Below are 12,811 nucleotides of genomic sequence, written 5' to 3' on the forward strand. Positions count from 1 at the left end.
AGAAAGTTGCGCAACAGCCGGAATTTAATTTAATTAGCTGATAATTATAGAAAAATAGTCATTACCGATCTGGCACGGCAGTTGCAACGTGGCATTAAGGCAATCATCTGCATAATTAAAAGAAGGCCGCAGTGCTTTCAGAAAGGAAAAGCCATGTCATCAGCGGCAGATACGGCGATACGCGCCAGTTTTTTTGACTTCAAATCGGTGGCAGACCAGCCCGACGCGCTGCTCTCTGCGGCGCGCTATCTGGAAGATGGGGTGCTACGGCTTCGCGACGGACGGGTGATCGGCTTAGCGCCGTGGGAGGAGTGCAGCGCCGAACTGGCTGGTCAGCCGGTGGTTGATCTGCGCGGAAAACTGATCGTACCGGGCTTCATCGATACCCACATTCACTATCCACAGACCGAAATGATCGGCGCGTTCGGCGAGCAACTGCTGGAATGGCTGAATCACTATACCTTCCCGGTCGAGGCGCAATATCACTGCCCGGACCACGCTGCGCGTATGTCAGCTTTCTTCCTGCATCAGCTGCTGTCGAACGGCACCACCAGCGCGCTGGTGTTTGGCACCGTGCATCCGCAGTCGGTCGAGGCGCTGTTCAGCGCGGCGGAAGCGCTGAATATGCGACTGATTGCCGGCAAAGTGATGATGGATCGTAATGCGCCAGACAACCTGATCGAAACGCCGGAACAGAGCTATCAGCAGACCCGCGCACTGATTGAACGCTGGCACCAGCGCGGACGGCTGAGCTACGCGCTGACGCCGCGTTTCGCGCCAACCTCGTCACCGCAGCTGCTGGCAAAGGTGCAGCAGCTGCGTCAGGAGTTTCCCGATACCTGGCTGCATACTCACCTGAGCGAAAATCCGCAGGAGGTCGCCTGGGTGAAACAGCTGTTTCCTGAGCGCGCCGGCTATCTTGACGTTTACCACCACTATCAGCTGACCGGGCGTCGCAGCGTGTTTGCGCACTGCGTGCATCTCGACGACAGCGAATGGCAATGCCTGCACGACACCGATTCGACTATCGCTTTCTGTCCGACCTCAAACCTGTTTCTCGGCAGCGGACTGTTTAACCTGAAACGCAGCTGGCAGCAGGGCGTCAAAGTCGGCATTGGCACCGATGTCGGGGCCGGTACCACCTTCAGCATGCTGCAAACGCTGGGCGAAGCCTACAAAGTGGGTCAGCTGCAGCAGTATAAGCTGAGCGCCGCCGAAGCCTTTTACCACGCCACGCTGGGCGGCGCGCGGGCGCTGGATCTCGATCACGCCATCGGCAATTTTAATCCGGGCAAAGAGGCGGATTTTGTGGTGCTTGATCCGGCCGTCTCGGCCTTACAGACCTTACGCATCGGCAACAGCAAAGATATCTGGGAAAAATTGTTTGTCTTAATGACGCTGGGCGATGACCGCAATATTGCCCAGACCTGGGTAAACGGCCGTCCGGTATGGCAGCGCGACGCGGGAGATCAAGCCGCATGATCCAGTTCCTGTTAAATAACCAACTGATTACCGAAGAGGCGTTAGATCCTAATCTGACGGTGCTCAACTATCTGCGTGGCCATCAGCACCGCACCGGCACCAAAGAGGGCTGCGCCTCGGGAGACTGCGGCGCCTGTAGCGTCACGCTGGGTAAAGCGGTCGATGGGGAAATGCAGTATGAAACGGTCAACAGCTGTCTGACGCTGGTATCGACGCTGCAGGGTAAGCAGCTGATTACCGTTGAGGATCTGCGTCATGGCCGTGCTCTGCATCCGGCGCAGCAGGCGATGGTTGACTGCCACGGTTCACAATGTGGTTTTTGTACGCCGGGCTTTGTGATGTCGCTGTTCAGCCTGCAAAAATCGGCCAGCGGCTGGGATCGCCATCAGGCGGAGAGTGCGCTGGCGGGCAATCTGTGTCGCTGCACCGGCTACCGGCCGATCATGGCGGCCGCGCAGCAGCTCTGTTCACAGCCGGTCAGCGACCAGTTCGATCACCATGCTGCCAGCGTGGTGCAGCGGCTGGAAGCGCTGGCGAATAATCAGATGCAGCAGTTGAGCGGAGATGGGCGGCGCTGTTATCTGCCCAAAACTCCGGCCCAGCTGGCGCAAATCTATCTGGCCCATCCAGAGGCCACGCTGATTGCCGGTGGCACCGATCTGAGCCTGACGATCACCCAGCAGCATAAGCGAATACCGCTGCTGATCGCGCTGGAGCAGGTTACTGCGCTCAGGGTATGCAGTGAATTTGACGATCACTATCTGCTGGGTGCCGCCGCCTCGCTGCAGCAGATTACCGATTTCCTCGCCGACCGTATTCCGGGCGTCAGTGAGATGCTGCACCGTTTTGCCTCGCTACAAATCCGCCTGCAGGGCACGCTGGGCGGCAATATCGCCAATGCCTCGCCGATTGGTGATGCGTCACCGATGCTGCTGGCGCTGAATGCCAGCCTGCTGTTGCAGCACGGCGAGCAGCAGCGCAGCCTGCCGCTCGATCGGTTTTTCACCGGCTATCGACAGACCTGTTTACAGCCGGGCGAGTTTATCCGCGCTATCCGCATCGATAAAGTGACGGTGTCACCAGATTTTGTCGCGTGGAAAGTCTCTAAGCGGCTTGATGATGACATTTCTGCGGTATTCGCCGCCTTTAATCTTGAGATTGAGCAGGGCCATGTCCGCGCAGTACGCATCGCGTTTGGCGGGATGGCCGCAACGCCGAAAAGGGCCACACACTGCGAACAGGCCCTGCTGGATCAACCGTTTAACTCCGTGACGGTGTCACGTGCTGCCGCCGCGCTGGCGGAAGATTTCCAGCCGCTGTCCGACTTCCGCGCCAGCGCCAGCTACCGTTTGCAGGTCGCGCGTAACCTGCTGCGGCGTTATTACCATCGCTACAACGGCGAATTACCCTGTGTTGAGGTGGCCCGCTATGTCTCATAACCGTCCTGAATTAAATGAACAGGTAATCAAGGCGCAGCATGCTGCCGCGATACAGAGCGGCGTTGGCCGCAGCAACAAACACGAAAGCGCGGAAAAGCACGTTTCCGGTGAGGCGCGCTTTATCGACGATAAGCCTGAACTGCCCGGTTTACTGCACCTCTGCCCGCGGCTGAGTGAGCACGCCCATGCACGCATCACCCGGATTGATGTCGGGCCGTGTTACGCCATTCCCGGCGTGGTCAGCGTGCTGACCTGGCAGGATGTGCCCGGTATCAATGATGTCGGTCCGCTGGCCCCAGGCGATCCGCTGCTGGCGCACGACAAGGTGGAGTATCTCGGTCAGATTGTGATTGTGGTGGCGGCCGGGTCACCGGATGCTGCGCGAGCCGGCGCTGCTGCTGCCGTAATTGAATATGAGGTGCTGGAGCCGTTACTCGACGTCGAACAGGCACTGGCGCAGAACAGTTTTGTTCAGGAGCCGCATGTTCATCAGCGCGGCGACGTCGAGGCTGCGCTGGCACGGGCACCACACCGCATCACCGGTTCCTTTCACATTGGCGGACAGGAGCACTTTTATCTGGAAACCCAGACCGCGCTGGTGATCCCCGGCGAAGATCAGCAGCTACAGGTCTTTTCCTCGACCCAGAATCCCACCGAAGTACAGAAACTGGTGGCCGAGGTGATGGGTATCAGCATGAATCAGGTCACCATTGATATGCGGCGTATGGGCGGCGGATTTGGCGGCAAAGAGACCCAGGCTGCGGGCGTCGCCTGCCTGTGCGCCATCGTCGCCCGCCAGACCGGCCGGGCAGCGAAGATGCGGCTTTCACGCCGTGACGACATGCGCATTACCGGCAAACGGCATCCGTTCTTTGTCCGCTACGAGGTTGGCGTTGAGGATGATGGGCTGCTGTGCGGGGTAAAGATCGATCTGGCAGGCAACTGCGGTTATTCACTGGATCTCAGCGGGTCTATCGTCGATCGGGCGATGTTCCATGCGGATAACGCCTATTACCTTGGCGATGCGCGCATTACCGGTTACCGCTGTCGCACCAATACGGCCTCAAATACCGCTTATCGCGGCTTTGGCGGCCCGCAGGGCATGGTGGCGATTGAGCAGATCATGGACCACATCGCGCGTGAACGCGGCCTTGATCCGCTGGCGCTGCGTAAACGCAACTATTACGGCAAGCAGAATCGCAACATTACCCATTATCATCAGCAGGTTGAAGACAATCTGCTGGACGAGATCACCGAACAGCTGGAGCAGAGCAGCGATTATCAGGCCCGCCGGGCGGAGATCAGCGCGTTTAATGCCCGCAGCCCGCTGCTGAAGCGCGGTCTGGCGCTGACGCCGGTTAAATTCGGCATCTCGTTTACCTCCAACTTTCTCAACCAGGCGGGCGCACTGATTCTGATTTACACCGACGGCACGGTGCAACTCAACCACGGCGGCACCGAGATGGGCCAGGGACTCAATACCAAAATCATCCAGATCGTTGCCGAAGTGCTGCAGATTGAAGTTGATAAGATTCAGATCACCGCCACTGATACCGGCAAAGTGCCGAACACCTCGCCGACGGCGGCTTCCAGCGGGGCCGATCTGAACGGTAAGGCGGCGCAGAACGCAGCGGAGATCCTGCGCGATCGCATGACGCAGATGCTGTGTCAGCTCCATCAGTGCGATGCCTCCGAGGTCAGTTTTCGCAACGGCATCGTGCGCGCCGGTGAAAAACATTACACCTTCGCGGACGTGGCCCAGCTGGCGTGGCTTAACCAGGTGCCGCTGTCTGCCAACGGTTACTACCGCGTGCCGGGCATTCATTACGACCGGCTGGCGGGGCGCGGCCAGCCTTTTTACTACTTCGCCTACGGCGCGGCCTGCTGTGAAGTGGTGATCGATACCTTAACCGGTGAGTATCGCCTGCTGCGCGCAGACATTCTGCACGACGTGGGCGCCTCGCTGAATCCGGCAATCGACATCGGCCAGGTTGAGGGCGGATTTGTCCAGGGCGTTGGCTGGCTGACCTGTGAAGAACTGGTGTGGAGCGAAAAAGGGCAATTGCTGACCGACGGCCCGGCCAGCTACAAAATCCCGGCCATCAGTGACGTTCCAGCCGATCTGCGGGTGACGCTGGTGGAGAACCGTAAAAATCCGCAGGATACGGTCTTTCACTCGAAAGCCGTCGGGGAGCCGCCGTTTATGCTGGGTATCGCCGCCTGGTGCGCGCTGCAGGATGCGGTGGCCAGCGTTGGCGGTTATGCCCGGCATCCGCAGCTGGATGCGCCCGCCACGCCAGAGCGGGTATTGAATGGTGTGCTGCAACTGGCAGGAGCCTGTGATGATCTACCATGACTGGATAACCGTGCTGCACCAGCTGCGTGAAAAGCGCCAGAGCTGCGTATTAATTACCGTGCTCAGTGAACACGGTTCGGTGCCACGCGACAGCGGCAGTAAAATGGTGGTAACACCGCAGCAGAGCTATCTGACCATCGGCGGTGGCCAGCTGGAATTTCAGTGCATTGCTCAGGCACGCGCCATGTTGCAGAGCGGGGCCAGCGCGCCGCACACCGAGGATTACAGTCTCGGCGCGCGGCTGGGACAGTGCTGCGGCGGTAAAACCACGCTGCTATTTGAGCCGCTGTTGCAGAACCAGCCGGAAATTCTGCTATTCGGTGCCGGTCACGTTGGGCAGGCGCTGGTTAACCTGCTGTCAACGTTACCCTGTCACATTCGCTGGATCGACAGTCGCCCGGATCAGTTTACGCAGGTCCCGCCCGGCGTGGTCACTCTGCAACCGGAGGACCCGCTGGACTGTGTGGCGCAGGCTGCACCGGACAGCTATTTCATCATAATGACCCATCATCATCCGCTCGATTTCGACCTGTGCGAGGCGGTGCTGAAGCGCGGAGATTTTCGCTATGCAGGCGTGATTGGCTCGCAGACCAAAAGCCAGCGTTTCCGCTACCGGCTGGCGGGCAAGGGGGCGCAGGCCGATCGGCTGGCGCGGCTGCGTTGTCCGATCGGCCTGCCGGATGTAAAAGGCAAGCTGCCGGCAGAGATTGCGGTGGCGATTGCCGGTGAAATAATCAGCGTTTATCAGCAGCATCTGACCTGAGTTGTTCAACCGCCGGCAACCTGCCAGGATAAGACTTTGCGATGCCCATCAGGAGCGAATCATGAACGCCCGTCAGAATCCTTTCTTTAGCGTCAGCACCTTGCCTTATCAGGCACCGCCGTTCGATCAGATCGAGGAGCAGGATTTCCTGCCCGCGTTACAGGCGGGCATTGAAGAGAAACGCCGCGAAGTCGAGGCGATTGCCACCAGCAGCGATGCGCCAACCTTTCTGAATACCTATGAGGCGCTGGAGAAGAGTGGGCAGTTGCTGAACCGGGTGAATCTGGTGTTCAGCGCTATGACGTCGGCGCACACCAGCCCGTATCTGCAGCAGGTCGATGAAGAGATCTCCCCGCAGCTTACCGCACTCAACGACGATATTATGCTCAACCGGCCGCTGTTCTCGCGGCTGGATGCGGTGTATCTGCAGCGCGCCCAGCTCGACGCTGAATCAAAACGGCTGGTCGAGGTGATCTGGCAGCGCTTTCAGCTGGCGGGTGCCAATCTGCCGGAAACGCAGAAACACCAGCTCAAAGCTCTGAATCAGGAGGCGGCGCGCCTCAGCACCCGCTTCACCAATAAGCTGCTGGCGGCCACCAAGGCGGGCGGTCTGGTGGTGGATGAGGCTCAGAAACTGGCGGGCCTCGCGGCGGCCGATTTAGCGGTCGCTCAGGCAGAAGCCCGCGCGCGCGGACTGGAAAATGCCTGGCTGCTGGTGCTGCAAAACACCACTCAGCAACCGGCGCTGCAGAGTCTGAGCGATCGCCAGACCCGCGAAGCGCTGTTCGATGCTGGCATGACCCGCACCGAAAAAGGCGATGAGAATGACACCCGCGAGCTGGTGCTGCGTCTGGCGCAGGTGCGGGCGGAGCAGGCCCGGCTGCTGGGCTTTACGAGTTATGCCGACTGGAAGCTGCAGGATCAGATGGCAAAAACCCCGGATGCTGCTTTTGCTTTTATGCGCAATATCGTGCCTGCTGCACGGGCGCGGGCTGAACGGGAAGCGGCAGCCATCCAGCAGACCATCGATCGCCAGCAGGGCAATTTCACCCTGCGCGCCTGGGACTGGAACTTCTATGCCGAACAGGTGCGCCATGCGCAGTACGATCTGGATGAGAGTCAGATCAAACCTTACTTTGAACTGAACAGCGTGCTGCAGAATGGGGTGTTCTGGGCGGCGACTCAGCTCTACGGCATTCAGTTTACGCCACGCCAGGATCTACCGGTTTACCATCCCGACGTGCAGGTATATGAGATTTTTGATGCCGACCAGACGCCGCTGGCGCTGTTCTACACCGACTTCTTCAAGCGTGACAGCAAAGGCGGTGGGGCGTGGATGAGCAACTTCGTCAACCAGTCGACGCTGCTTGAGAGTAAGCCGGTGATCTATAACGTCTGCAACTTCACCAAACCGCCGGCCGGTGAGCCTGCCTTGCTGAGCTGGGATGAGGTCATCACCGTGTTTCACGAGTTTGGTCACGCACTGCACGGCCTGTTTGCCAGCCAGCGCTATCCGAGCCTGTCAGGCACCGAAACTCCGCGTGATTTTGTGGAGTTTCCGTCGCAGATCAACGAGCACTGGGCCAGTGAGCCGCAGGTGTTCCGCCAGTTCGCCCGCCATTATCAGAGCGGAGAGCCGATGCCCGCCACGCTGCATGAAAAGATTGTCCGCGCCGGTAAATTCAACAAAGGCTATGAGATGAGTGAGCTGCTGGCTGCGGCGTTACTGGATCTGCACTGGCACAGCCTGACCGGCGATCAGGCTCCGCAAAGCGTCGACGGCTTTGAACAGCAGGCCCTGCAGAGCGACAACCTGGCGTTAGCGGCGGTGCCGCCGCGCTATCGCTCCAGCTATTTCCAGCACATCTGGGGCGGAGGCTATGCCGCCGGTTACTACGCCTATATCTGGACCCAGATGCTGGCCGATGATGGCTACCAGTGGTTTGTCGAACAGGGCGGCCTGACGCGGGAGAATGGCGATATTTTCCGTCAGAAAATTCTGTCGCGCGGTAACAGCAGCGATCTGAAAACCCTGTATGAAAGCTGGCGCGGCGGTCCGCCGCAGCTGGAGCCGATGCTGAAGAATCGCGGTCTGGCGGAGTAATGCACTCAGCGGGCGGCCATGTCGCCCGCTGGATGAAGAGGGGCGGCCGGACTAACCCAGCGGGCCGCCTTCAATGGTTTCACACATTCCGGCCAGCACCCGCTCGCCGGTTTCGCTTTTCAGTGAACGATACCATTCCTCGGTCACCGCCGGATCTTTGGCGTGGGTGACGTCACAACGCTTACGCGCTTTCAGCACCAGATCCCTGACCCGCTCAACCCGGCGCGCCTGATAGCGCAGCAGGGCATCCTCAATACCCAGCGAATGCGATGCCAGCGTCGAAGCCAGCACAATAGCGTCTTCCATTGCCGCGCAGCCGCCCTGGCCGATATCCGGTGTGGTGCTGTGGGCCGCATCACCGAGCAGCGCAACGCGCCCTTTAACAAAGCGGCTGAACGGTTCAATATCGTGTATCTCAACCCGATTGGTGGTCTCGGGATTGATCGCCGCAATCAGCTGCTGCACCGGTGCGGCCCAGCCAGCAAAATAGCCGCTCAGATCGGCTTTGACCGTGGAGCGATCCTGCGGCAATCCTTTCGGCAGCGGCACGTCGAAGAAGAAGTAGAAGCGGTTGTCGCTTACCGGCATCAGCGATACGCGCTTGCCGTCACCAACGAACGTGGTCCACTGATCGGCGGGCGCGATGCTCTCATCAATCTCCACCAGACCGTTCCAGTTGACGTAACCGGCATAACGCCGCTCCAGCGCCTGTTCCAGCACATATTCACGGATCACCGAATGGGTGCCGTCAGCCGCAATCAGAAAGTCACCGCTCGCCTGGCTGTTATCGGCAAAGGTGGCAATTACGCCGTTATCACTCTGTTCAACCTGAATGACCCGCTTACCGAAATTGACCCGCTGGCGGCCAAAAGTATCAATCAGCATCGCCTGCAGTTCGGCGCGCGCCACCGGATAGGGAAACTCACCGACCTGCTGCACCAGCGGCGCCATACTGAAACGGGTTAGCGCGGCACCGGTCACTGCATCGTGATAAGCCATATAGGCCATGTTGCCACCCAGTGCACGCAGCGCTGCCTTCATGCCGAGGGCATTCAGGCATTTAACGCCGTTCGGCCAGATTGAAATCGCCGCTCCGACCGGCTTCATCTCCTTCACCGCTTCGAACACCTCAACCTCAATACCCGCTTTTTCCAGCGCAATGGCGCTGCTCATCCCGCCAATGCCGCCACCAATAACGATCGCTTTCATGTTTATCTCCTGTCTGTCTGATGCTGTTGTTGCAACTTTTGTACCAGTGCGCAGTTCAGCGGGTGATGCGTTGCTGTTTTCATTAGAATCAGTTAGTTATGAAGCTAACAGGCGCGGCGGGGCGAACGGGAGACGGCGTAGACGCACGGTTATGTTGCAGACTGGCGCGCTAAAACAGTGCATTACCGGCGCTAAAAATCCGCCGCTGTATCATTAGTTTCACCAGCAGGCCTGGCTGTTGACCGCCCGGATTAAGATTATCTATACGCTTCTCAGTACGTCAGCCTTCAGGTCAGTGTAATAAAACTGATTAGTTGAATTGTTATCAACTAATTGCTGACAGGCTGGCATGGTTTATTTTTAACAAATATTTAAACTTACACATAATTATTGGCGCGCCGGTTGTTGTCAGATCATTCTTCATGGGGAATCAGTGGGTTATCGCCGGAAGAAAAGACACGGATGTAAATAATCTGCATTAATTTTTTAGCTGGTCGGGCAAACCAGGAATAAACCGCCCTGGGCAATGATAAATATTTCTGCCAGTGGGCGGTGAAAACGGTTTTTAGGATATTACGCAGGCGCAGCTTGTCAGATCGCATGATATAGATTATCCGGGACTCAAGGACTCTGGAATACGATCATGAAAATCGGAATCACTAATAACCACTATCCGGAGCAGCGCAATATTTTGGTTAATCCGGAAAACGAATATATTAATCTCAAAAAGTACAATCTGTTTTACTTTATTAACCCATTACGGACGCGCTTACTCAAAAAAAATAAAGCTTTTGTTTTTCTGCCCGTGCCATTTTCACCCGCATCGCGGCCCGACATCCTGCATCTGTTTAATGAAGTCGCCATAACCCGTCAGAAATGGGTTGCCTCGTTTGAAACTGAATTACCCCGGGTGTTGCCGGTGCCGGGCGTGGCGAAGCAGGATAATCCCGAACTGCAGCGGCTGATCCCCCATCTGCTGAAAGATAACTGCCTGGGGCTGATTGCCATTTCAGACGCGACGCTGAATATTCAGATGAAACTGTTCCCCTCCGGGGGCGGCGTTGCGCAGCAAATCAGACGTAAAACGGTGGTATTGCATCCGCCACAAACCCTGTTCACAGCGCATAAAGCGCCACGTCAGCCGGGCGTGTTCCGCCTGGTGTTCGCCGGCAATGAGTTCTACCGTAAAGGCGGCGCCGAAGTGGTGCTGGCAGTGAGCGAGCTGATTGAAGAACGAAAGCTGGATGAGTCGCAGCTGGAGGTGCAGTTAATTGGCGATCTCACCAAACGTCACAACGTGGCACACCGGCAACATCAGGATGACGAGGCGTTCTATCGGTCAATTGAGAGCCGCATTGGCCGCTATCGCTGCTTCACGCATTTGGCGCGGCTGGAAAACGCGGCGCTGCTGCAGCTGTTCCGCCGCAGCGATGTCGGCTTACTGCCGACCTGGCAGGAGACGTACGGCTTTTCAGTACTGGAAATGCAGGCCAGCGGCTGCCCGGTGATTACCAGCAACGTGCGCGCCTTACCGGAAATTAATCCGGCCAGCGCTGGCTGGGTGATTGGCGGTACGTTGAATGGCGATCGTGAATACAGCATCACTACGCCACAGCAGAAAGCGCAGCTGCGCCAGGCGCTGGTGGACGGGCTGAAGCAGACGCTGCTTGCCATCGTTGAACGGCCAGAAATGCTGCATGAGAAAGGGGAGGCGGCGATCCTGCGCATTAAAGATCAGCACGATCCGCAGCGCTATATTGTCCGGCTGCATGATATTTATCGCCGCGGCGTGATCAACGTCACTCAACACCCACCTGTCCTGCCAATTTGATAAGATTTCTCAGACGACGCGTGCCAGAGTAGTCATACTTAGGGCAGCGTTCATCTGGAGATCAATCATGAAAATACTCATCAGCCTGCTGCTGTCCGGACTGTTGGGCAGCAGCGCCTTCGCTCAACCGGCACCCCAGTTTCCGGCGCGTGCGCCGCTGCCTCAGCTGACGCCTGCCGCCGCGCGATGCGACGTCTCCGCCTGTCAGACCAACTGTTATGTCGAACGATCCCATTGTAATACCCGTGATACCGGGGCGTGCAGCTCACAAGCGCAGATCTGTGTGCAAGCCTGCGCCGATCAGTGCAAATAAATCGATTCAGTGAAGAAACCGTTAATTGCCAATGAAAAAGTCTTTGTCTTACCTTGTTTTGTGGTCCCTTTCTGCCAGCTGTGTTGCCGCCGATCTTAGCTCACAGCAGGTCACTTCTCTGGTTAAAGCCGCTATCGAACCGCTGATGGAGCAGCAGGAAATTCCCGGTATGTCGGTGGCGATACTCTATAAAGGCCGGGCCCAGTTCATTAACGCCGGTGTGGCTGATCTGGCGTCCGGCCGCCGCGTCACCGAAAACACCCTGTTTGAACTCGGCTCGGTCAGTAAAACCTTCACCGGCGTGCTGGCCGGGGTGATGATCCGTAACGGTGACATCGCCCTCAACGATCCGGTGCAGAAGTACTGGCCGCAGCTGACCGGCACGCAGTGGCATCACATCCGGATGCTGCATCTGGCGACCTACACCGCAGGTGGCCTGCCGCTGCAGTTGCCGGATGAGGTGACCGATCAGGCTTCGCTGCTCAACTATTATCAGCAGTGGCAACCGCAGGCTGCGCCGGGCACGCTGCGTCAGTACTCCAATGCCAGTATCGGTCTGTTTGGCGCGCTGATGGTGAAGGGCGATTACCAGCAGGCGATGGAGAAAAACGTGTTTCAGCCGCTGCGTCTGACGCGCACTTACATCACCGTGCCGCCCTCAATGATGCTGGACTACGCCTGGGGTTATAAAAACGGGCAGCCGGTGCGGGTGTCGCCCGGCATGCTGGATGCGGAAGCGTATGGGGTGAAATCTACCGCCCGCGATATGCTGACCTTTATGCAGGCCAATGCCGATCCTAACCGCTTATCGTCAGGCAATACCGTGCTGCGCAATGCGATTCGTACCGCCCAGTCACGCTATTTCAAAGTGCGTGATTTCTATCAGGGGCTGGGCTGGGAGATTTACGACTGGCCGGCCAGTGCCGCCGCGATAATCGCTGACAGCGAAAGCAGCGTCGCGCTTAAACCTCAGCCGGCGACGCTACTGAATCCCGCCGTGCCATCGCAACGCGCCAGCTGGGTGCATAAAACCGGCGCCACCAACGGCTTTGGTGCCTACGTTGCGTTTATTCCCGAGCAGAACACCGGCATTGTGATGCTTGCGAACAAGAACTACCCCAATCCGCTACGGATAAAAACCGCCTGGAAAATCCTGGAAGCGTTGCAGTAATCCGGGACGCCACCGCCCGCTGGCCTTGCCATCTCAGGGTCAGCGGAAAGGGCGGATCACCTCGCAGCCGTTGAGCGGCGCAAAGTCGGGCTGTTGCTCTTTGATCGCCTCACCGGGCTGACGCCAGCGCGCAATCGCCAGGG

At 58.1% G+C, this 12,811-nt stretch carries 10 protein-coding genes; 8 read left to right on the forward strand and 2 right to left on the reverse strand.

Annotation, left to right across the window (positions count from 1 at the left end; translation table 11 throughout):
* Positions 1-153 precede the first annotated feature (153 nt).
* The 5 genes from guaD to dcp all read left to right on the forward strand — a co-directional run bounded on the left by guaD (position 154) and on the right by dcp (position 8,144).
* On the forward strand, positions 154-1,482 hold the full coding sequence (guaD, locus tag ACLIBF_RS10720; protein WP_448309737.1) for a guanine deaminase: 1,329 nt from the start codon (positions 154-156) through the stop codon (positions 1,480-1,482).
* The gene (xdhA, locus tag ACLIBF_RS10725; protein WP_448309738.1) at positions 1,479-2,921 is read left to right on the forward strand and encodes a xanthine dehydrogenase small subunit; all 1,443 of its coding nucleotides are present in this window, start codon (positions 1,479-1,481) and stop codon (positions 2,919-2,921) included. Before guaD ends, xdhA begins: the two co-directional genes overlap by 4 nt.
* Complete coding sequence (gene xdhB, locus ACLIBF_RS10730) at positions 2,911-5,277, forward strand: xanthine dehydrogenase molybdopterin binding subunit (protein WP_448309739.1); 2,367 nt, start codon at positions 2,911-2,913, stop codon at positions 5,275-5,277. The genes xdhA and xdhB overlap by 11 nt, the downstream gene beginning before the upstream one ends.
* Positions 5,264-6,040: a xanthine dehydrogenase accessory protein XdhC gene (gene xdhC, locus ACLIBF_RS10735; RefSeq protein ID WP_069728330.1), complete on the forward strand. Its 777-nt coding sequence runs from the start codon at positions 5,264-5,266 to the stop codon at positions 6,038-6,040. The genes xdhB and xdhC overlap by 14 nt, the downstream gene beginning before the upstream one ends.
* Before the next feature lie 61 nt (positions 6,041-6,101).
* A complete protein-coding gene (dcp, locus tag ACLIBF_RS10740) occupies positions 6,102-8,144 on the forward strand; it encodes a peptidyl-dipeptidase Dcp (RefSeq protein ID WP_448309740.1) in 2,043 nt (680 codons plus the stop codon).
* A 51-nt stretch (positions 8,145-8,195) separates the two neighbouring features.
* Here dcp and hpxO read toward each other — a convergent pair whose 3' ends face one another.
* A complete protein-coding gene (gene hpxO, locus ACLIBF_RS10745) occupies positions 8,196-9,353 on the reverse strand; it encodes an FAD-dependent urate hydroxylase HpxO (RefSeq protein ID WP_279809844.1) in 1,158 nt (385 codons plus the stop codon).
* Positions 9,354-9,766: 413 nt separating this feature from the next.
* Positions 9,767-9,955, reverse strand: a complete 189-nt coding sequence (locus ACLIBF_RS10750; RefSeq protein ID WP_279809845.1) for a hypothetical protein — start codon at positions 9,953-9,955, stop codon at positions 9,767-9,769.
* Positions 9,956-9,996: 41 nt separating this feature from the next.
* Between ACLIBF_RS10750 and ACLIBF_RS10755 the strand changes: the two genes are divergently transcribed.
* The 3 genes from ACLIBF_RS10755 (at position 9,997) to ampC (ending at position 12,668) form a co-directional block, all read left to right on the forward strand.
* Positions 9,997-11,184 (forward strand): glycosyltransferase family 4 protein, encoded by a 1,188-nt coding sequence (locus ACLIBF_RS10755; RefSeq protein ID WP_089561568.1) that lies wholly within the window; start codon positions 9,997-9,999, stop codon positions 11,182-11,184.
* A gap of 67 nt (positions 11,185-11,251) precedes the next feature.
* Positions 11,252-11,497, forward strand: coding sequence for a hypothetical protein (locus tag ACLIBF_RS10760; protein ID WP_031376720.1), 246 nt, complete (start codon positions 11,252-11,254; stop codon positions 11,495-11,497).
* A gap of 31 nt (positions 11,498-11,528) precedes the next feature.
* Entirely contained in the window at positions 11,529-12,668 is a 1,140-nt protein-coding gene (gene ampC, locus ACLIBF_RS10765; protein ID WP_094106451.1) for a class C beta-lactamase, read from the forward strand.
* The last annotated feature ends 143 nt before the right edge of the window (positions 12,669-12,811 follow it).

It is taken from the genome of Pantoea sp. PGP6 (assembly GCF_053474785.1).